Origin of the sequence: Vibrio sp., from assembly GCF_050299255.1 — a bacterium.
In the GTDB taxonomy this organism is placed as follows: Bacteria; Pseudomonadota; Gammaproteobacteria; order Enterobacterales; family Vibrionaceae; genus Vibrio.
On record NZ_JBNKVP010000064.1, the window covers coordinates 1 to 19560 of the forward strand.

General features: G+C 50.1%; 22 protein-coding genes and 1 tRNA gene. 18 read left to right on the forward strand and 5 right to left on the reverse strand.

Features of this window, described 5'->3' with window-relative positions; translation table 11 throughout:
* Positions 1 to 3 precede the first annotated feature (3 nt).
* Both ACQY6F_RS14575 and ACQY6F_RS14580 read left to right on the forward strand, forming a co-directional pair.
* The gene (locus tag ACQY6F_RS14575; protein ID WP_428775421.1) at positions 4 to 144 is read left to right on the forward strand and encodes a DNA-directed RNA polymerase subunit alpha C-terminal domain-containing protein; all 141 of its coding nucleotides are present in this window, start codon (positions 4 to 6) and stop codon (positions 142 to 144) included.
* 5 nt (positions 145 to 149) lie between these two features.
* The gene (locus tag ACQY6F_RS14580; RefSeq protein ID WP_428775389.1) at positions 150 to 404 is read left to right on the forward strand and encodes a hypothetical protein; all 255 of its coding nucleotides are present in this window, start codon (positions 150 to 152) and stop codon (positions 402 to 404) included.
* A gap of 497 nt (positions 405 to 901) precedes the next feature.
* Here the strand turns inward: ACQY6F_RS14580 and ACQY6F_RS14585 are convergent.
* Both ACQY6F_RS14585 and ACQY6F_RS14590 read right to left on the reverse strand, forming a co-directional pair.
* Positions 902 to 978 (reverse strand) — tRNA-Arg (locus tag ACQY6F_RS14585).
* A 57-nt stretch (positions 979 to 1035) separates the two neighbouring features.
* A complete protein-coding gene (locus ACQY6F_RS14590) occupies positions 1036 to 2169 on the reverse strand; it encodes a flagellar assembly protein FlgT (RefSeq protein WP_428775391.1) in 1134 nt (377 codons plus the stop codon).
* Positions 2170 to 2332: 163 nt separating this feature from the next.
* Here ACQY6F_RS14590 and ACQY6F_RS14595 point away from each other — a divergent pair, with 163 nt between their 5' ends.
* Positions 2333 to 2968, forward strand: a complete 636-nt coding sequence (locus tag ACQY6F_RS14595; protein ID WP_428775392.1) for a FlgO family outer membrane protein — start codon at positions 2333 to 2335, stop codon at positions 2966 to 2968.
* A gap of 8 nt (positions 2969 to 2976) precedes the next feature.
* A complete protein-coding gene (flgP, locus tag ACQY6F_RS14600) occupies positions 2977 to 3408 on the forward strand; it encodes a flagellar assembly lipoprotein FlgP (protein ID WP_428775393.1) in 432 nt (143 codons plus the stop codon).
* A gap of 124 nt (positions 3409 to 3532) precedes the next feature.
* Here flgP and ACQY6F_RS14605 read toward each other — a convergent pair whose 3' ends face one another.
* The 3 genes from ACQY6F_RS14605 to flgA form a co-directional block, all read right to left on the reverse strand.
* A complete protein-coding gene (locus ACQY6F_RS14605) occupies positions 3533 to 3958 on the reverse strand; it encodes a flagella synthesis protein FlgN (protein ID WP_428775395.1) in 426 nt (141 codons plus the stop codon).
* 26 nt (positions 3959 to 3984) lie between these two features.
* Positions 3985 to 4296, reverse strand: a complete 312-nt coding sequence (gene flgM / locus ACQY6F_RS14610) for a flagellar biosynthesis anti-sigma factor FlgM (protein ID WP_428775397.1) — start codon at positions 4294 to 4296, stop codon at positions 3985 to 3987.
* Between the two features lie 120 nt (positions 4297 to 4416).
* The gene (flgA, locus tag ACQY6F_RS14615; protein ID WP_428775399.1) at positions 4417 to 5163 is read right to left on the reverse strand and encodes a flagellar basal body P-ring formation chaperone FlgA; all 747 of its coding nucleotides are present in this window, start codon (positions 5161 to 5163) and stop codon (positions 4417 to 4419) included.
* Positions 5164 to 5241: 78 nt separating this feature from the next.
* Here flgA and ACQY6F_RS14620 point away from each other — a divergent pair, with 78 nt between their 5' ends.
* The 14 genes from ACQY6F_RS14620 to ACQY6F_RS14685 all read left to right on the forward strand — a co-directional run.
* Positions 5242 to 6168, forward strand: a complete 927-nt coding sequence (locus ACQY6F_RS14620; protein ID WP_428775400.1) for a chemotaxis protein CheV — start codon at positions 5242 to 5244, stop codon at positions 6166 to 6168.
* 13 nt (positions 6169 to 6181) lie between these two features.
* Positions 6182 to 7009 (forward strand): CheR family methyltransferase, encoded by an 828-nt coding sequence (locus ACQY6F_RS14625; protein WP_428775402.1) that lies wholly within the window; start codon positions 6182 to 6184, stop codon positions 7007 to 7009.
* A gap of 265 nt (positions 7010 to 7274) precedes the next feature.
* Positions 7275 to 7670 (forward strand): flagellar basal body rod protein FlgB, encoded by a 396-nt coding sequence (flgB, locus tag ACQY6F_RS14630; RefSeq protein ID WP_428775403.1) that lies wholly within the window; start codon positions 7275 to 7277, stop codon positions 7668 to 7670.
* A 3-nt stretch (positions 7671 to 7673) separates the two neighbouring features.
* Positions 7674 to 8090: a flagellar basal body rod protein FlgC gene (gene flgC, locus ACQY6F_RS14635; protein WP_428775405.1), complete on the forward strand. Its 417-nt coding sequence runs from the start codon at positions 7674 to 7676 to the stop codon at positions 8088 to 8090.
* Between the two features lie 14 nt (positions 8091 to 8104).
* The gene (gene flgD / locus ACQY6F_RS14640) at positions 8105 to 8812 is read left to right on the forward strand and encodes a flagellar hook assembly protein FlgD (protein WP_428775406.1); all 708 of its coding nucleotides are present in this window, start codon (positions 8105 to 8107) and stop codon (positions 8810 to 8812) included.
* A gap of 27 nt (positions 8813 to 8839) precedes the next feature.
* A complete protein-coding gene (gene flgE, locus ACQY6F_RS14645; protein ID WP_428775407.1) occupies positions 8840 to 10144 on the forward strand; it encodes a flagellar hook protein FlgE in 1305 nt (434 codons plus the stop codon).
* 196 nt (positions 10145 to 10340) lie between these two features.
* A complete protein-coding gene (locus tag ACQY6F_RS14650) occupies positions 10341 to 11090 on the forward strand; it encodes a flagellar basal body rod protein FlgF (protein ID WP_428775408.1) in 750 nt (249 codons plus the stop codon).
* Positions 11091 to 11108: 18 nt separating this feature from the next.
* Positions 11109 to 11897, forward strand: coding sequence for a flagellar basal-body rod protein FlgG (gene flgG / locus ACQY6F_RS14655; RefSeq protein WP_428775409.1), 789 nt, complete (start codon positions 11109 to 11111; stop codon positions 11895 to 11897).
* Positions 11898 to 11918: 21 nt separating this feature from the next.
* A complete protein-coding gene (flgH, locus tag ACQY6F_RS14660) occupies positions 11919 to 12698 on the forward strand; it encodes a flagellar basal body L-ring protein FlgH (protein WP_428775411.1) in 780 nt (259 codons plus the stop codon).
* Positions 12699 to 12779: 81 nt separating this feature from the next.
* Positions 12780 to 13871, forward strand: a complete 1092-nt coding sequence (locus ACQY6F_RS14665; RefSeq protein ID WP_428775412.1) for a flagellar basal body P-ring protein FlgI — start codon at positions 12780 to 12782, stop codon at positions 13869 to 13871.
* 13 nt (positions 13872 to 13884) lie between these two features.
* Positions 13885 to 14802: a flagellar assembly peptidoglycan hydrolase FlgJ gene (gene flgJ, locus ACQY6F_RS14670; protein ID WP_428775414.1), complete on the forward strand. Its 918-nt coding sequence runs from the start codon at positions 13885 to 13887 to the stop codon at positions 14800 to 14802.
* Positions 14803 to 14999: 197 nt separating this feature from the next.
* Positions 15000 to 16874 (forward strand): flagellar hook-associated protein FlgK, encoded by a 1875-nt coding sequence (flgK, locus tag ACQY6F_RS14675; protein ID WP_428775416.1) that lies wholly within the window; start codon positions 15000 to 15002, stop codon positions 16872 to 16874.
* Between the two features lie 11 nt (positions 16875 to 16885).
* Complete coding sequence (gene flgL, locus ACQY6F_RS14680; protein WP_428775418.1) at positions 16886 to 18079, forward strand: flagellar hook-associated protein FlgL; 1194 nt, start codon at positions 16886 to 16888, stop codon at positions 18077 to 18079.
* Between the two features lie 349 nt (positions 18080 to 18428).
* Positions 18429 to 19560: flagellin (locus ACQY6F_RS14685; protein ID WP_428775419.1), on the forward strand; the 1132-nt coding region annotated here is incomplete at its 3' end.

Genomic DNA, 19560 nt, shown 5'->3' on the forward strand with positions numbered 1-19560 from the left:
GACCTGGTTCAGTATAACCGCAACGATCTTCTAAAATTCAGAAATTTCGGTAAAAAATCGCTTACAGAGTTGGATGACTTGTTAAGTGGCATGAACCTGAATTTCGGGATGGATATAAGTAAGTATAAATTAGATAAGGAATAAAGGTAATGAAACTACTAGTCGTATACATGGAAAAAAAGTACTTACTTGGTTTCAAACTTTTAATGATGGTCTTGGCTATCCCTGTTGCCTTGGAGATTATAGATATTATTAGCTCAGGGTCAGCAGTTAACAGTAAAGGCAAAGAATTAATCTTAGGGGAAGAATCATATGCGTTCTACTCAAAGTTAATTAAAGAAATTGCTATTTTTGTTCTGTTTTTTTGGCTAGGCACATTCGGCTCGAAAGTTAAAAGAGAGTAACGTTATTTAGACTGTACCTGATCCTCCGACGAGGATCAGGTCTTCTCCACCCAAATCATTCACCACCACTACCACCCAGATAATTCATAGGACACACACCGATTAAGAGGCGTGTGTCCTTGTTTCTATCTAGCGAACCCTGCTGCCACAGCAAGACGGTTATGGTCAGATACTGCACCTATCGTTCTACCAAACCAACTCACCATACCTTGATGCCGATGGTAATAAAGGCGCAAACATCAGTGACCTTTACATCCACTTTGACCGTTTAGGCAGTGCGATACAGGTGCTCGATGGCACGGGCACCCAAGCAATGCGGTTAGGCTACAGCCCGTTTGGCATACTTAAACTAATCCTCTAATTGCTAAATTAGCAATGTCACTAAAACAGGGAGTGTTACACATAGAGCTCATATCAAAACGCCTCATATCTGCTACACAGAATACCTAGAAAGCAAAAAGGCTAAGCATTTAATTTTGCTTAGCCTTTAAAATATATGGCGCTCCCGACAGGATTCGAACCTGTGACCTGCCCCTTAGGAGGGGGCCGCGCTATCCAGCTGTGCCACGGGAGCATTGTGAGGGCCTATCATACTCAAAAATCTACTAATGTTAAGCCCAAGTCGCTCAGTTCACTGCATTTTGTGCATAACATCGCCAATTTGAATGCTGCTGCCCAGTTCCGGCTGGTCAACACTCAGTTCCGATTCGTTTTCATAGACGCGGGAAACGGTTAATGTGATGTCGCTTTGCGATACTTTGTTGCGAGGAAGGCCGCGTTGATCGATAAACGAACCGGTATGCCACAGCTGCAATTTGTCTCCGGCATTGACTCCGTGAACCCGGCCGAGGTCCATGGTAATCACGCCGTTCCATTTCGCGACGACTTCAGGCAGGGTGATTTTACACGACACTTCTGATTCCAGATCCAGCATGATATCGCGGCTGACCTGCTGCAACATTTCGCCGTAGGTAGAAGCCCAGAAGCGCGCACTTTTGGTATCCACCTGGCTGGTTTTGGCAAACGGCCAGCGCGCAACTTCACGATAGTTTCGCTTGAACACCTCGTTGCCGGTCTTGCCGTCAAAGACCACCATTTGCAGCGCAAACTGGCGGTTGATGATGTCGTCGTCCAGTAACTGTTTCTGAATGGTCGCCGTCAGGTCGGTAATTTCGCCGCCGATAATATATTGTGCCCCGGTATCCTGGGCGATCATTTTGATCCGTTCCGGATTCCGTTTATCAATCTGGTACTCAGTAGTGCCAAGGGCGATGAAGCTGGCGGATTCTAAATCCAGTTGGCGATTGATCACGGCCGAAAAATCAGAGCCGACGTCGTAAATCTGCCCCATTACGGCTTGCTGTGGCGACACTACGTCAAAGTTGCCGACCAGAAATGTCTTCTTGTACTGAGTTAAGTGGCAACCCGTTGCCGATGGGTAAATGTCGATTCTGGCTTTGACATGCATGACATTGTTTTTTACCTCTTCACTTTCGACCAGCACGAAGCGCACTTCATGATTGGTAAACTGGTATTCACTGCGCTGACTTTCCAGCAATGGCCGCAGATTGGACAGGCTGCCGATATCGGCACCGGAAAATCGCACCGCGCGATACACCGCGTCTTCCAACGCTTTGTTTCTGGCCAGTCGCTCAGAAGAGACAATCGGCGATGTCCCGACCACTTCGTACCAACCCGCCTGGGTGGTAAACGAGCCTGCCAGCAGGCAAAGCGCGGTCAGTATTTGGGAAATTTGTTTAGTCATGTTTTATCTGCCAAATGGGTACAGTTTTTGCTTTATAGTCATTAGCTGATTTAGGCATTGCCGTTCTAAGTGGTTGCACAGTTAGAAAAGCAAAGAATGTTCCACTTTTACTAAGACTCTGCGAGTGGCGTTCAATGGCCTGATTATATCTGGAGATAAAGCAATGAAAAAATGGCTAAGTTTAGTCCCTGCCGTTTTATTGACAGCGTGTGCATATTCGCCTGTCTATAACGGTAAAGAGCCCTATCCTGGCTCCAAGTTTATGTTAATGGAGAGTCCACGCCATACGCTGGATTATTTCGTCGAAAGCATGACTGAAGATCTGATGATCTCCAATACCAGCGTGTCGGCCAGAACCCCTATCGCCGTTACTTCGTTTGTCGACTTACAGGATATGGATGCCACCAACTGGCTGGGCAATTCCGTCTCGGAAGGCTTTATTCACCAGTTCCAACGCCGTGGTTTTAAAGTGGTGGACTTCAAAACCACAGGGTCTATCCAGGTAACGCAGCAAGGCGATTTTGCCTTTAGCCGCGACTGGAAAAATCTGGCGAAAGAGCAGGAGATCCAGTACATACTGACCGGCACTATGCTTCGTCAGGAGGGCGGCGTGTTAGTGAATGCTCGCGTGGTGGGTATGCAGTCCAGAGTGGTGGTGGCCACTGCGCAGGGATTTCTGCCGGCGGACCGCATCGGCCGTGATTTAGACACGCTGAACAGTATGCGTACTGAAGATGGGGTGCTGATCCGTTCCGATCCATCGGTTCGTCAGCCGTACACTGTCATTCTGCGCCCATAGGAGTCGACATGAAAAAGTTATGGTTGCTCGTGGTGAGTGTGATTATGGTGGGTTGCCAGCCGTTGACGGCGATGGATCCTGAATCCTGGCTGACCGCCGTGGGCTACGCCAGTATCAGTGAGCAAAAAGGTTTGAACGAGGAAGAAAAGCAGGTTCGCGCGATGCGGGCTTCTAAAATAGATGCGTACCGGGAACTGGCAGAGCAGGTCTACGGTATGCGTGTCAGTGGCCGGGCAGATTTACGCGATCAACGCCTGGGTACGGAAAGAACGTCAGGTGCGGTGGATGGCGTGATTCGCGGCGCTGAAGTGGTTCGCAGCTATAAAGTCGGTGATAGCTATGTTACTGAACTCAGGCTAAATATTGACAAGATGAACCGGTTACGCAATTACGGTGAAGTGAAAGTGGTACCGGAAAAACGGCGCCAGACAATCTTTTAGTCGGTAGCCAACTATCTCCAGAAACTATCTCCAGAAATAAAAAAGCGGCAATCAACCTTGCCGCTTTTTTGTGTTCGAGTGAAACTGTTTTTGGCCGCAGGCTAAGCGCGGCAAGTAAGAGTGTTCAGGCTTTCAGGTTGGTACCCAGGGTGGAAATATTCTGCGCTTTGCCGTCGGCGGTGTAAGTCATGCCGGCTTTATTCTGGCTTTGCTGCATCAGGTTATTTAGCTTGTTGAAGCTGAGTTGAGCGCGTTTTAGCGCTTCACCATTGACCAGGTTCATGCGCTGACAGTCGGCAATAATCGTGCGGACTTGCTCCACTTTCTGTTTCAATTCATCTACGCTTTGCAGCAGTTCAACATCCGGATGCTGGCTGATCCGTTGATCGGCTTGCTGCAACTGATTGATCAGCGTTAATTTCTCTTTGGCCAGGGCTTCGATCTGCTTAGAGACCCGGCTGGTGATGGCAAGTTTCTCTTTCTCAAGCAAAGTTGAGAAAGCTTTGGCGTTGTCTAACTGAAAGTCAATTAAGCTCTGCAACGATGCCATAAATACCACTCAATCTAACCGGATGGTTATAAACCACCCAGCTCTTTTTCAAATTTCATCATGTTGTCGGCCAGTTTTTCAGGGTCAACGGTATACGAGCCATTGGCGATCGCTTCTTTGATAGCGGCGACTTTTGCTTTGTCGAAGCTTGGTTGCGATACCATTTGGTTATGCATTTCACCCATTGCTTTGCCGTGATCACTCAACGACACTGCATCATGTGCAGCCTGGGATTTCGGCGCAGATTCTGAGCTTTTAGCTGAAGAATCGCTACGGGCTGAACTGCGAGTCGACGTGGCGATCGTCTGTCCAGGACGTATGTTATCGATACCTGCCATAAATTAGCCTTTGATTAAAACAGTACTTGTACAGTCACTATCGACGAGTTGCTTCAATACTTTAGTGTTTTTCTTATAATAATCGCAATTTGTTGCTACAGCACTGGTTGATAGTGGCGATTAAAATTTGACGGTAACTTCAGCAATGTCGGTGACAATTCCTTCGATTATACGGTTGGATTTATTATTTTTCACTCTTATATGCTCACCAAGTGACCCATCTGTGAGTGCCGTACCCTTTGTGGTGATGACCATGCCGTACTTAGACGCTTTAATCATCACCGAATCGTTGCGGCAAACCACGCAAATATCGCCTTGCTCCAGGATCTCGCCACTACGAAGGTTTTTCTTGGCTTTGGCCCCGAGGATGGAGACGGGCGAGGTAAAGCCCTGGCGGCGAAAGCGGTTCAGTTCCACCATGCTGACACTGAGATCCTGGGCGGCAATTACCTGCCCTTTGTTGATCGCGTTAGCGGTGATGACTTGAGGTCCGGACATCAACAGCTTGACCGGTACATATACCCGCCAGTTATCCTGCAGGCATTCAACCAACACGGTAATGTTGCTGGCATGAGGGTTAGAAGAGGAAGCTGAGGTATTGAGTCCTTGCGGGCAGTCAGTGGCCTTAATCCGGGAGTCTATATTGGCGGCATTAGGCTGTAGCTGTGCACCTGGTGGCACTTCAATATTCGCTAGAATATGCTGCTCGGCCGCTTGTTGGATGGCGATTATTTGTTCATTCGTGGCAGATGTTGCCGAAAAGCTAAAGGTAGCTAACAAAATGCCGATATAGTAAAAAAAAATAATATTGGAAGCTCTACAATAAGTTGTGGCAAGTAGATTGTTGATTATTTTAAAATACGACATTCTGTTATTTCCGGAAATTTGCTTGGCCAGTAGTAGACTAGCACTTTTAATACCAAAGTTTGAAATGGAGATCCGCTTATGACCGGCATTCTGGATTCGGTGAATCAACGCACGCAACTCGTCGGGCAGAACCGACTGGAGTTACTCACGTTCCGGTTAATGGGACGTCAGCGTTATGGGATCAATGTTTTTAAAGTTAAAGAGGTGCTGCAGTGTCCAAAGTTAACCGCGATGCCTAACCTGCACCACCTGGTTAAAGGCGTGGCGCACATTCGCGGCCAGACGGTATCGGTCATTGACCTCAGCATGGCTATCGGTGGCCGGCCGACCACCGATATTGAAAACTGTTTTGTGATCATTGCAGAGTTTAACCGCAGTGTGCAGGCTTTCCTTGTGACCTCTGTTGAGCGTATTATCAATATGCATTGGGAGGCGATATTGCCGCCACCGGATGGTGCCGGTAAAGAGAGCTACCTTACCGCCGTCACCAATATAGACAATGAATTGGTCGAAATCCTCGACGTGGAGAAAATTCTGGCCGAGATCGCCCCGGCAGATGAAACCATGGATGCGTCGATCAACGATGACATCGCCCAGGTCGAAGAGCAGAAGCAGATCGTGCGCCGCATTATGGTGGCCGACGATTCGACTGTTGCTCGCAAACAGATAGAGCGGGCGATAGGTTCGCTCGGTTTCGAGGCGGTATCAGTTAAAGATGGCAAGGAAGCGTACAATAAGCTGGTCGAGATGGCTGGAGAGGGCAGCATTTATGACCAGATCTCGCTGGTGATCTCCGATATCGAAATGCCTGAAATGGATGGCTATACCCTGACTGCAGAGATCCGTCGCAACCCAGATCTGAAAGATCTGTACGTCATTTTACACTCTTCGCTGAGTGGGGTGTTCAACCAGGCCATGGTTGAGCGGGTAGGTGCAAATTCTTTTATCGCCAAATTTAGTCCGGATGAATTGGGTAATGCCGTTAAATCGGCGCTGACAGAATAATAAAGAGACATTGATGACAGCGATAACAATCAGCGATCAAGAATACCGAGATTTTAGCCGTTTTCTCGAATCACAATGTGGCATCGTGTTGGGAGACAGCAAGCAGTACCTGGTGCGAAGCCGGTTGAGTCCGTTGGTGACCAAGTATCAGCTGGGGTCACTTTCACAACTATTACGCGATGTTGTTGCTGGAAGAAACCGAGATTTACGTGTGGCTGCGGTTGATGCCATGACCACCAATGAAACTTTGTGGTTCCGCGATGGTTACCCGTTTACCGTATTGGCTGAACGGCTTCTGCCGGAGTTAGCCGTCACTAAGAGGCCGCTAAAAATATGGTCAGCGGCCAGTTCGTCCGGTCAGGAGCCTTATTCGATGGCGATGACCATACTGGAAACTCAGCAGCGAAAGCCGGGGATGTTACCCAGTGTGTCGATTACCGCGACGGATATCTCCTCCAGTATGCTCGATATGTGTCGGACTGGCGTTTACGACAACCTGGCGTTAGGACGCGGATTATCCGCGGAGCGGCGCCGGATGTTTTTTGAAGATGCCGGCGATGGCCGGATGAAGATCAAGGACCAAGTCAAACGGCTGGTTAATTTCCGGCCGCAGAATCTGATGGACAGCTATGCGTTGCTGGGGCGGTTTGACATCATCTTCTGCCGTAACGTGTTGATCTACTTCTCTCCAGATATGAAATCCAAGGTGCTGAACCAGCTGGCCAACAGCTTAAACCCGGGGGGGTATCTGTTGTTGGGCGCATCGGAATCGCTTACCGGATTGACCGACCGGTTTGAAATGGTTCGTTGTAATCCCGGCATCATTTACAAACTGAAGTAACAGTTTGTTACGCTAGTTGAAACGCCCGGCAATATTTGCCGGGTTTTTTAGTTTTTGGCCGCTATGTTGTACCTGATAGATGGCGGTGTGATATTCACCCCATGTTCAAAATCGCGAGCGGGTCTACTATTGGCATTGGCGCGCTTATTGCTCTGTTTATCGATACTGCAGAGATATTCAATCAATTTGTGACTGTGCTTAATCTTGGTACATAAATTGCTTGATTAACCTCGGTAAACGGTCAGTTCTTATTTGAGAGGCAACCATGGCTATTTCTTTTAACAACGCTTTAGGCATTCACCAGCATACGGTGGGCGTACGTGAGCGCAATGCGGAAGTGATTTCCAGCAACATTGCGCAAGCAAATACCCCTGGCTTTAAAGCGAAAGGAATGGACTTTAGCAAAGCGTTGCAGGCGGCAACATCGGGGGCAAGCATTAGTCTTAGCCGCACCGATGGTCGGCATATTTCTGCCTCTACAAATGTGACCGGGGAAATGAAGTACCGGGTGCCTACCCAGCCAGATACCGGAGACGGCAATACGGTGGATGTTGATTTAGAGCGTAACTTGTTTATGCAGAATCAGATTCGTCACCAGGCGTCACTGGATTTTCTGGGTGGTAAGTTCAGGAACTTAACTAAGGCAATCAAAGGGGATTAATAGATGAGCTTATTTAATGTATTCAATGTGACTGGTTCAGCCATGAGTGCCGAATCTGTTCGTCTAAATACCACCTCCAGTAACCTGGCGAATGCGGAAAGTGTCTCCAGCTCAGCGAAAGACACTTACAAGGCGCGCCATGCGGTTTTTGGTGCCGAGTTAAGTAAAGCGCGTTATAACCGTGACCATAACGTGCCGGTAAAAGTACTGGGTATTGTAGAGAGCGATAAGCCACTCAATGCCGAATACAACCCGGATCATCCACTTGCGAACGATGAAGGCTACATTTACAAGCCAAACGTCAACGTGATGGAAGAGATGGCCAATATGATATCTGCCTCTCGTGCATATCAGACGAATGTACAGGTTGCAGATGCAAGTAAACAGATGCTGCTGCGTACGCTGCAGATGGGTCAATAAAGGGAGGGGGTAGCATGGCCGAAATTAATAAACTTGGTCAAAGCGGCTTGTCCTATGTTGACCAGCTTAAAAAGCTTCAGGAGCAAAACAAACCGGATGAAGTAACGGGTAAGCAAGATCTCAAACAAGAGGACTTCTTATCATTACTGACCAAGCAGTTAGCTCAGCAGGACCCTTTTAAGCCGGTTAGCAACGACCAGATGATTGCGCAAATGGCTTCATTTGCCACCGTTGACGGTATCGGGAAAATGAACAATCAGTTTGAGAGTCTCAATTCCTCGATGACGTCTAACCAAGCTCTGCAAGCTTCCTCACTGGTAGGTCGTGATGTGCTCGTACCAGGAGCTGCAGGGGTGAAACAAGAGAATGCCGGTATGGCCGCCATGGTTAAGCTTCCTCAATCGCTGGATAACCTGATGGTCAGAGTAGAGAATGAAGCGGGCCAGCTGGTACGTACATTTGATGTGGGTGCCAAACCTGCCGGGGATACTCGAGTGGAGTGGGACGGGAACGACGAGAACGGTAATCCATTGCCGGCCGGCAAATACAAAGTGAAAGCGGCGGGTTTGCTGGATGGAGAAAGCAAAGAATTTCAGGTTTCGACCTATGCAAATGTCAACAGCGTTCTCCTGGGTAAAGGTGATGGTAACGTAATGCTCAATCTGGCTGGCTTTACGTCGCCAGTTCGACTGGCTGAAGTACTTGAAGTTGGCAAAGCGTAATCACGCGAGCTAGAAGGAGATTTTGGAATGTCATATATTGCCTTAAGTGGTTTGTCTGCAGCGCAGCTGGACCTGAACACCACCAGTAACAACATTGCCAACGCCAATACTTTCGGTTTTAAGGAGTCGCGTGCAGAATTTGGTGATGTGTACTCTAACTCACTGTTCACCCACATTAAAACCTCTCCGGGTCAGGGTGTACAGGCGTCACAGGTTGCCCAGCAATTCCATGAAGGTTCCAGTATTTATACTAATAACCCGATGGATCTTCGCGTGGCGGGTACCGGTTTCTTTGCCGTGGCAAAAGATCGCCTGACTCCTCAGCAAAATGAGCTGACACGGAATGGCGCCTTTCACCTTAACAAAGATAACTACATGGTAACGGCAAACGACGAGTTTCTGTTGGGTTATCAGGTCAATAAAGATACCGGTGATGTCTTGTCCTATGAGCCTTCGCCGATCAATATTCCGGCCGAATTTGGTAAGCCGAAGCAGACCGCCAATATTGAAGTTGGCGTGAACCTGCCAGCCAACGGCGATTTGAAAGATCCGGCACTGTTTGACTACAGCGATCCGGACACTTATAACCGCTCGACGTCGTCGACCATTTACGATTCGATGGGCCAGTCTTATAAGCTGACGACTTACTATGTGAAAGATCAGACTCAGAAGAACACCTGGCAGACCTACTATACCGTGACCGACAAAGCCGGAGAAAAACCGCTTAACATTGTTGGTGGAGACGCCACGTCACCAACCGGCCATGTGGGTCATACCATGAAGTTTAACAATGACGGCACTCTGGCCAGCCTCAATAATGGTCAGAATATCGTATCTGAGCCGTTGGGTGCCGGCGACAACCCTGTGGATCTCAATGGTGCCGATCCCGCGCAAAGCCTGTCATTTGGCCTGGATTCCGCTACCCAGTTTGCCGCACCATTTGAATTGACCAAGTTCGATGAAGATGGCGCGACCACTGGCTTTCTGACCAAAATTGATTTTGATGAGAATGGCAGTGTGTTAGGTACATACTCGAATGGTGAAGCGGTGACGCTGGGCCGGGTAGCTTTGGTTCGTGTCCCGAATGAACAGGGGCTGGACAAAAAAGGCGCGACTCAGTGGGATTCCACCCAAGTTTCCGGTGCTAAAATCTGGGGTGAGTCTAACAAAGGCTCATATGGCACCATCAACAGCGGTACTTTGGAGCAATCGAACATCGATATGACCCAGGAGCTGGTGGATCTGATTTCTGCTCAGCGTAACTTCCAGGCCAACTCACGTTCACTGGAAGTCCACAACCAGCTGCAACAAAATATCCTGCAGATACGCTAAATCTCACTTCTGAACTTACCGATCCAGTCAACCAGCGGCAATACTGGTTGACTGGCTTGCCGCCCGGCTCCCGGCTTGCGGCAATTTCCCTCCAAAACCCGACATTATCCAATCTATCTGACTGATAAATAACAAGTTTAAATCTTGGCATGCCAATTGCTTTGATTGTGTTATCGATTGATCATTGGAGCAGATTATGGATCGTTCACTGTTTCTTGCCATGAGCGGCGCTAAGCAGAACATGCAGGCGATGCAGTTACGGGCAAACAACCTGGCCAACGTCAGTACTACCGGTTTTCGTGCCGACTTAGCCCAGGCCCGCTCAATGCAGGCCTACGGCGACGGCTTACCGACCCGGGTATTTAGCATGACCGAACGGCCCGGACACAATTTTGCTCAAGGCAGTGTTATTACCACCGGCCGCGATCTGGATGTCACCATCCAGGGGCAGGGCTGGATAGCGGTAATGGATAAAACCGGCCAGGAAGGTCTGACCCGCAATGGCAATTTAAAAATCGACGCCAATGGCCTGCTGATTAGCGGCAATAACAACCTGGTGTTGGGTGAAACCGGCGCGCCGATTACCGTACCGATTCCGGTCAGTAAGGTAGAAGTTGGCAAAGATGGGACGGTGTCAGTGTTACCGCAGGGGGCTCCTGCCGACGCCATGGAAGTGGTCGACCGAATCAAACTGACCCGAACCAATGATCAATCGCTGTTTAAAGATACCAATGGTCTGTTTCGCTTAAAGCAGGCGAATCAGCCCTATGAGGCAGACGCCAGTGTGACACTCCTTACCGGGGCCATTGAAGGCAGTAACGTCAATGCCATTGGTGAGATGACCAACCTGATTGATCTGCAACGCCAGTTTGAAATGCAGGTCAAAATGATGCGCACCGCAGAAGACATGGACAAGTCGTCCGATTCGCTGCTTCGGATGAGTTAAAGAGATTAGGAGAAGGCTATGCAACCGGCATTGTGGGTAAGTAAAACAGGTTTAGATGCGCAGCAGACCAATATTGCGACCATTTCCAACAACCTGGCTAACGCCTCAACCATTGGCTACAAAAAAAGTCGTGCGGTATTTGAAGATCTGTTTTATCAGAACATCAACCAGCCTGGTGGCCAGTCGTCACAGAATACCGAACTGCCCAGCGGTTTGATGTTGGGCGCGGGCTCAAAGGTAGTGGCGACGCAAAAAATCCATACCAATGGTAATGCGCAGACCACCAATAACAGCCTCGACATGATGATCGAAGGGGATGGTTTCTTCCAGATCCTGATGCCGGACGGCAACATCGGTTATTCTCGTAACGGCCAGTTCACCGTCAATGATGAAGGGGCGATTGTCACTTCAGGGGCCGGTTACGCGCTGGAGCCAGAAATTGTGATTCCGGATGATGCCATCAGCATCACTGTCGGCACCGATGGCGAGGTGTCGGTCCGGGTACGAGGCCAGCAAGATAACCAGGTAGTGGGGCAAATCACTACCGTGGATTTCGTTAACCCGGGTGGTCTGGAACCTATTGGTCAGAACCTGTATCTGCCGACCGGCGCCAGTGGTGATCCGCAAGAAGGCGTACCGGGCCTGGAAGGGTTTGGTTCGGTTCGTCAGTCCATGCTGGAAACCTCCAACGTCAATGTGACTGAAGAGCTGGTCAACATGATTGAAGCGCAGCGCGTGTATGAGATGAACTCTAAAGTGATCTCGGCCGTCGACAAAATGATGAGTTTTGTCAATCAGCAGCTTTAAGCAAATTTCAGGAGTAGTGGGATGAAACGTCTACTGTGTATATGTGCCATTGCGACACTGTCAGGCTGTAGCCTGATGCCGGAAGCCGAACAAACCAATGAACCGACTTCCGGTACCACGGTTGTGGATGCGGTAGAAGGCGATAAAGCGGAACAGGAAAGCACGGGCATCACCGATACGCTGCGCGGCAGAACCGATCCGGTTGCCGGCGATCCGGCCTGGGCACCGATTCATCCCAAAGATGCGCCACAACACTATGCCGCAGAAACCGGTTCACTGTTTAACAGTAAGCGGGTCAATAACCTTTACGATGATTCCAAGCCGCGTGGCATTGGTGACATCATCACCGTGACGTTAGATGAGAGCACCAAAGCGGCTAAAAGTGCCGATGCGGACCTGTCGAAGAAAAACGACGCCAACATGGATCCGCTGGAAGTCGGTGGCCGGCCGCTGACCATCAACGACTATGATTTCTCCTACGCACTGAAGAACGACAACAAATTCAGTGGCAGCGCCGCCGCCAATCAGAGCAACAGCATTTCCGGCTCTATCACCGTTGAAGTCATTGAGGTGCTGGCGAACGGCAACCTGGTGATCCGCGGCGAAAAATGGCTGACCCTGAACACCGGCGATGAGTACATTCGTCTCAGCGGCACCATCCGTCCGGATGACATCGAATTTGACAATACCATCGCATCAACCCGCATTTCTAATGCCCGCATTCAATATTCCGGCACCGGAACCAATCAGGATATGCAAGAACCTGGATTCTTGGCACGATTCTTTAATGTCTCTCTGTAAAGCGGCAAGCCGCCATTTGTTTGGCTTGCCAACCGGCTAACCCGTTAGCCGGTTTTAAGGACAGAGTAAAAGGTAAAAGTGATGAAAAAGTTAACCCTGCTATTGTTAAGCTCGCTGCTGCTGGCTACGGCGGCGCAGGCTGCCCGTATCAAAGATGTGGCGCAGGTTGCCGGTGTGCGCAGCAACCAACTGGTGGGGTATGGACTGGTGACCGGTCTGCCGGGTACCGGTGAATCCACTCCTTTTACCGATCAAAGTTTCCGGGCCATGCTGCAGAACTTCGGCATTCAATTGCCGCCGGGCACCAAACCGAAATCGAAAAACGTTGCCGCCGTGATCGTTACCGCTGATTTGCCGGCTTTCTCCAAACAGGGTCAGACCATCGATGTGACGGTTTCGTCGATCGGCTCCGCGAAGAGCCTGCGCGGCGGTACTTTGATGCAGACCATGCTGAAAGGCCTCGACGGTCAGATTTATGCGGTAGCGCAAGGGAATCTGGTCGTGAGTGGTTTCAGTGCCAGTGGCGCTGATGGTTCAAAAATTGTCGGCAACAATCCGACTGCCGGGATGATCTCGAACGGCGCCATCGTTGAGCAGGAAATCCCGACTCCTTTCAGCCGCGGCGATTACATTACTTTCAACCTGCTTGAGTCTGATTTTACCACCGCCCAGCGCCTGGCTGATGCGGTAAACAATTTCCTCGGCCCGCAGATGGCGTCAGCGGTGGATGCCACCTCGGTCAAAGTGCGCGCGCCACGTGATATCAGCCAGCGGGTCGCGTTTCTGTCCGCGATTGAAAACCTTGAATTTGATCCGGCCGAAGGCTCGGCCAAAATTATCGTCAACTCTCGTACCGGCACCATCGTGGTTGGCCAGCATGTCAGGTTAAAAGCTGCCGCGGTGACCCACGGCGGTATGACGGTAGCCATTAAGGAAAATCTGCAGGTTAGCCAGCCGAATTCGTTCTCTGGCGGGCAGACAGTTGTTGTACCCGATTCACAAATCGAAGTGACCGAAGAGCAGGGCAAGATGTTTAAATTCGAACCCGGCTTGACGCTGGATGATCTGGTCCGCGCGGTCAACGAAGTGGGCGCCGCTCCCTCTGACCTGATGGCGATTCTGCAGGCACTGAAACAAGCCGGTGCCATTGAAGGCCAGTTAATCATTATCTAGCGGAGTGAGCAGCATGAACAACGCCAACGACATTGGTTTTATTCACGATATTGCCGGGCTGGATAAACTGCGTCAGCAGGCTGTGAACGGCGACAAAGAGAGTGAACAGGCAGCGCTGAAAACCGCTGCCCGTCAGTTCGAAGCGATCTTTACCAATATGCTGTTTAAGTCGATGCGGGATGCCAACGCGACCTTTGAATCCGGTTTGATGGACAGCCAGAATCAACAGTTCTACCGGCAAATGCTGGATGAACAGATGGTCAGTGAACTGAGTGACTCAGGTTCGCTGGGCCTGGCCGATATGATCGTCGCCCAGCTTAGTGCCGGCCAGGTGGATAACCAGAATGCCGCCGCCCGCAGCGATGATTTTGCCGCTATGATGGATAAAGTCAGTGAGCATCGCCGGCAAGCCGCGCTGCACAGCGCGCCGGAAACTGAATCGGTGGCGGCGTTGCAGCCTGCGCCCGATAAGTTTGAGTCACCGGCTCAGTTCATCCACTCCCTCAAACCATATGCTGACCGGGCGGCTCGTGCGCTCGGTGTGGACTCCTCAGTGCTACTGGCCCAGGCTGCTCTGGAAACCGGCTGGGGTAAAAAAGTGGTGAAAAACGCCACCGGCAGTTCCAACAACCTGTTCAACATTAAAGCTGACCGTCGTTGGCAGGGAGATAAAGTCGCCACCCAGACACTGGAATACCATCAGGGAGTCCCGGTCCAGGAGCGGGCAGCATTTCGTTCTTATGATAACTACCAGCAGAGCTTTAATGACTATGTCCAGTTCCTGCGTGATAACCCGCGTTACACTACGGCGCTGCAGCATAGCGGCAATTCGGAGCAGTTTATTCGCGGCATTCATCGGGCGGGCTACGCGACCGACCCGGACTACGCCGATAAAGTGCTGCGGGTGAAGCAGCAGATAGAGCAGATGTAGTGACTCCATTTAAAGGGCTTGCCGTTGGTAAGCCCTTTTACTTTGCCGCGACTGCGCGCCTCCGCCGCCTCCCGGCTCCACTTGCCGCCGTTAGCAAGCTAGCACCGATGTCATAGCCAACCTTATTGGTATAGTAATTGCATTTCTAAAGTCAGTTACGCAGTAAACACTGATTTTATTAGCTTTTCGGGGGCAGTATGGCGTCGGATCTTCTGAATGTGGGGGCACAAAGTGTCCTGACCGCTCAGAAACAGCTTAATACCACGGGTCATAACATTTCTAATGTTAATACAGAGGGTTACAGTCGTCAGTCTGTGATCCAAGGGACCAATGATCCGCGCATGCACGGCGGCCAGACGTATGGTATGGGCGTCCATGTGGAAAAAGTTCGCCGCTCCTGGGATCAGTTTGCCGTTAACGAGCTAAACATGGCCACCACCAGCTATGCCACCAAACGTAATTCAGAAGAAGACTTGGAAATGCTGTCCAATCTGCTCTCTTCTGTGGCTTCAAAAAAGATTCCGGAAAACATCAATGAGTGGTTTGACTCGTTAAAATCACTGGCTGACAGCCCCAATGATGTCGGTGCGCGTAAAGTGGTGCTGGAAAAAGCCCGCCTGATCAGCCAAAACCTGAATGATTTCCACAATACGGTAAGACAGCAATACGATGTTACCAACAAGAAGTTGGAGCTTGGCATTGAGCGGGTTAACCAACTGGCGCTGGAAATCCGCGATATTCACCGCTTGATGATGCGTACCCCAGGTCCACACAATGACCTGATGGATCAGCATGAAAAGCTGATCACTGAATTATCCGAATACACCAAAGTGACCGTTACCCCGCGAAAGAACAAAGAAGGCTTTAATGTTCACATCGGCAATGGCCATACCCTGGTCTCCGGTACTGAAGCCAGTCAGTTAGCCATGATCGACGGCTATCCGGATGTCAAACAGCACCGGTTAGCAATGATCGAAGGGGACGGTATTAAAGCCATCACCAGTAAAGACATCGACGGAAAAATCGGCGCGATGCTGGATATGCGCGATGAAAAAATTCCGTACCTGATGGATGAGCTGGGGCGCATGTCGACGGCCTATTCTTATGAAGTCAACAAGCTACAGGCGCAGGGCCTGGATTTGCGCGGCAATATCGGTGGACTGATGTTTACCGACGTCAACTCTGAAGTGGTCGCCAAATCCCGGGTGGTGACTTCGTCTCAGTCGGAAGCGGAACTGGCGGTATTTATCGAAGACGTCAGTGAGCTAAAAGGCGGCGAATACTCGCTACAGTACGCCGATGGTGATTACTATATTACCCGACCTAACGGCGAAAGAACGGAAGTTGACGTTAAACGTGATGCGATCAGTATCGACGGCATTCGCATTGAAATTCGCGAAGATCTCGCGGATGGTGAGCGGGTTCTGATCCGGCCGACCCGGCGCGGCGCGGCGCAGATTCAAGTTGAAACGGAAGACCCGACCGCCATTGCCGCCCAAAGTTATGAAGCCTCAACCACTTTCGCCCAGGGCACCGCCAAGTTCGGTATTCGTGCGGCAGGCGAGTTGCGCGAGTTCGAAGTGGTCGTCTCACCGGATGGGCTACAATTTGCCGTCACCGATCCAAAGGGCAAAGTGCTGATGGAACCCAGGGACTATCCGCCGTCTGGCCCTGTCACTGTGATGGGCACGACCTTTGAACTGACCGGTGGCGCGTTACCGAACGATAAATTCACGGCAAACCTTGTCCCCTCAGAAGGGGATAACGGCAACCTGAGAAAAATGCTTAACCTGCAGAGTGAAAAAAAGCTCAACCAGGATCAGTCGACCCTGATCGATATCTACCACAACCTCAATACCGATGTTGGTCTGCAGATGTCGACGGCGTCCCGCTTGACCGATGTTTCACGGTTAGAAAAAGAATCGGCCCAGGAGCGGGTGGCGACTATCTCGGGGGTGAACCTGGATGAAGAAGCTGCCAACATGATGAAATTCCAGCAGGCTTATATGGCCTCGTCCCGCATCATGCAGGCGGCGAACGACACCTTTAATACCATTCTGGCACTGAGATAAGGAGCTGAAAAATGTTTAATCGAATTTCCAGCTTCCATAACTATCAAGCGGTGCAAAACGATTTGCGCCGTCAGGAGTCGAAAGTTCATCACAACCAGGCTCAGTTAGCGTCGGGCAAAAAACTGATGCGGGCCAGTGATGACCCGCTGGCGACCCACTACATCCAGAACATTGGCCAGCAGTCGGAACAGTTGCGCCAGTATATGGATGCCATCACGCTGACCCGTAACCGCCTGGAACACCATGAAGTCATTATCGCCAATACCGAAAACTTTGCCGACGAAGCGAAGCGGAACGTGATGGAAATGATCAACGGCGCTCTCTCTCCGGAAGACCGCCAGGCTCAGGCGAGGGTGTTGCAGGAAATATCCGATAACTTTCTTAACCTGGTCAATGTTCAGGACGAGTCGGGCAACTACATTTTTGCCGGTACTAAGCCAAAAAATCAGCCATTTTTCCGCGACAGAGACGGCAACGTCAGTTATGCCGGTGATGACTACCAGCGCAAAATGCGTATCTCCAATGCATTGGAAATGCCGCTCAACGATCCTGGCAGTAAGTTGTTTATGGAAATAGACAACCCGTTTGGCGACTACGAACCCCAGTATCAATTGAAGAAAGGTTCTGAGTTATTGCTGGAGCGCGCGACCAATACCAGTCCGGACGATGATTCGGTTTATAAAGTCACTTTTGTTGATATGCCGGATGGCAAATACGGCTACCAGCTAGAGCGAAACGGTTCTGTGGTCAAAGCGGATGAATTCAGCCCGCAAAACGGCATCCAGTACAAAGGGGTCTCTATCTCGGTAAAAGGACAAATCACTCGTGGTGACTCTATTACCTTGGAGCCGCGTAAGACCTACAGTATTTTCGAAACCTTTAAGCAGGCTGTCGAGCTGTCGAAAGGGTCGGTATCCGATGTGTCCAATGCGGCAAAACTGCATCAGATGACCGAAGAGTTTGCCGCTGCCTTTATCCACCTCAACAAAGCCCGCACCGATGTCGGTGCCCGGTTGAATACCCTGGATATTCAAGAGCAGCAGCATGAAGATTTTAAGATGACCCTGGCGAAGTCCAAAAGTAACTTTGAAGATTTGGACTATGCCGAAGCGGTGATTGAATTTAATGAAAACTCGCGTGCCTTGCAGGCATCGCAACAAGCGTTCGGTAAAACCAAAGACCTTACCCTATTTAATTACATTTGATGCCAGGAAGCCGTATGTGCAATGCCGTACGAGCATGGCAATCAAAGTTAATGGGGTAAAAATTCGCCGCTTGCCACCGGGTGGGCAAACAGGGCGGCAAACAGCGGAAGCGCCGAAATAATGCGTTTGAATATGTTGAAGTAAAAGTAAGTTATTGAAATTTATTAAAATAAACCTTTCATTTTGCGGTGTCTAAATTTTGGCACGCTAATTGAATAACAATATTCAGAGTTGAAAGGTTTAAAAACTGGCAAGTGCCGGTTTTGCAAGTCATTTACGGTCAGTGCTTCCAAATGAGATTAAGCTGGCCGCTTCGCAAGTGCTTGCGAACTCACTAGGAGAGCAAACTATGACCATTAACGTAAATACTAACGTGTCGGCGATGACAGCTCAGCGTTACTTAAACAAAGCCACCGGCGAGCTGAATACCTCCATGGAACGTTTGTCGTCAGGCGCGAAGATTAACAGTGCAAAAGATGATGCTGCTGGCCTGCAGATCTCTAACCGCTTGACCGCTCAGTCTCGTGGTCTGGATGTTGCCATGCGTAACGCCAATGACGGTATCTCGATTGCCCAGACTGCTGAAGGGGCGATGAACGAGTCGACCAATATTCTGCAGCGTATTCGAGACCTGGCACTGCAGTCCGCTAATGGTACTAACTCGCAATCAGAGCGTGAAGCCCTGAATGAAGAGGTTGTGGCGCTACAGGATGAGCTGAACCGTATTGCGGAAACCACGTCATTTGGTGGCCGTAAACTGCTGAACGGCTCGTTCGGTGAAGCGTCATTCCAGATTGGCGCCAGCTCAGGTGAAGCCATGATCATGGGCCTGACCAGTATGCGTGCCGATGAACCGCTGATGGGTGGCCAAACGTTTATCGCTGAACAAGGCAAAACGAAAGACTGGGGTGTACCAGCGGAAGCGTCCGACCTGAAATTTGAGTTTGTTACTCCTGAGGGTGAAGAAGTCACTATCGATATTGTCGCCAAGCAGGGTGATGATATTGAAGAGCTGGCCACCTATATCAATGGTCAGAATGAACATTTCAAAGCTTCGGTCGACCAGGATGGCAAGCTGCAGCTGTTTATGCCGGAACCGAACATAGAAGGTGAACTGAGCATCTCTGGTGGTCTGGCATCTGAGCTTGGTTTGGAAGGTGGTCCGGGTACGGCGACAACCGTAAATAATATTGACGTGACTACTGTTGGTGGTGCGCAGAATGCAGTCGGTATCATTGATGCGGCAATGAAATACGTTGATTCACAACGTGCGGATCTGGGTGCGAAACAAAACCGCCTCAGCCACAGCATTAATAACCTGGCGAATATCCAGGAAAACGTAGCGGCGTCTAATAGCCGAATCCGCGACACGGATTTTGCTAAAGAAACCACCGCGATGACCAAAGCGCAAATTTTGCAACAGGCAGGTACTTCGATACTGGCCCAAGCGAAACAGTTGCCAAACTCTGCAATCACGTTAT

Bases quoted from the DNA above. Each gene is read 5' to 3' on its own strand.
- flgH (WP_428775411.1), top strand. From the start codon at position 11,919: ATGAAACGTCTACTGTGTATATGTGCCATTGCGACACTGTCAGGCTGT.
- ACQY6F_RS14625 (WP_428775402.1), top strand. From the start codon at position 6,182: ATGACAGCGATAACAATCAGCGATCAAGAATACCGAGATTTTAGCCGT.
- ACQY6F_RS14620 (WP_428775400.1), top strand. From the start codon at position 5,242: ATGACCGGCATTCTGGATTCGGTGAATCAACGCACGCAACTCGTCGGG.
- ACQY6F_RS14605 (WP_428775395.1), bottom strand. From the start codon at position 3,958: ATGGCATCGTTGCAGAGCTTAATTGACTTTCAGTTAGACAACGCCAAA.
- ACQY6F_RS14590 (WP_428775391.1), bottom strand. From the start codon at position 2,169: ATGACTAAACAAATTTCCCAAATACTGACCGCGCTTTGCCTGCTGGCA.
- flgC (WP_428775405.1), top strand. From the start codon at position 7,674: ATGAGCTTATTTAATGTATTCAATGTGACTGGTTCAGCCATGAGTGCC.
- ACQY6F_RS14580 (WP_428775389.1), top strand. From the start codon at position 150: ATGAAACTACTAGTCGTATACATGGAAAAAAAGTACTTACTTGGTTTC.
- flgG (WP_428775409.1), top strand. From the start codon at position 11,109: ATGCAACCGGCATTGTGGGTAAGTAAAACAGGTTTAGATGCGCAGCAG.
- flgP (WP_428775393.1), top strand. From the start codon at position 2,977: ATGAAAAAGTTATGGTTGCTCGTGGTGAGTGTGATTATGGTGGGTTGC.
- flgM (WP_428775397.1), bottom strand. From the start codon at position 4,296: ATGGCAGGTATCGATAACATACGTCCTGGACAGACGATCGCCACGTCG.
- flgK (WP_428775416.1), top strand. From the start codon at position 15,000: ATGGCGTCGGATCTTCTGAATGTGGGGGCACAAAGTGTCCTGACCGCT.
- flgA (WP_428775399.1), bottom strand. From the start codon at position 5,163: ATGTCGTATTTTAAAATAATCAACAATCTACTTGCCACAACTTATTGT.
- flgL (WP_428775418.1), top strand. From the start codon at position 16,886: ATGTTTAATCGAATTTCCAGCTTCCATAACTATCAAGCGGTGCAAAAC.
- ACQY6F_RS14650 (WP_428775408.1), top strand. From the start codon at position 10,341: ATGGATCGTTCACTGTTTCTTGCCATGAGCGGCGCTAAGCAGAACATG.
- flgD (WP_428775406.1), top strand. From the start codon at position 8,105: ATGGCCGAAATTAATAAACTTGGTCAAAGCGGCTTGTCCTATGTTGAC.
- flgE (WP_428775407.1), top strand. From the start codon at position 8,840: ATGTCATATATTGCCTTAAGTGGTTTGTCTGCAGCGCAGCTGGACCTG.
- flgB (WP_428775403.1), top strand. From the start codon at position 7,275: ATGGCTATTTCTTTTAACAACGCTTTAGGCATTCACCAGCATACGGTG.
- ACQY6F_RS14665 (WP_428775412.1), top strand. From the start codon at position 12,780: ATGAAAAAGTTAACCCTGCTATTGTTAAGCTCGCTGCTGCTGGCTACG.
- ACQY6F_RS14595 (WP_428775392.1), top strand. From the start codon at position 2,333: ATGAAAAAATGGCTAAGTTTAGTCCCTGCCGTTTTATTGACAGCGTGT.
- flgJ (WP_428775414.1), top strand. From the start codon at position 13,885: ATGAACAACGCCAACGACATTGGTTTTATTCACGATATTGCCGGGCTG.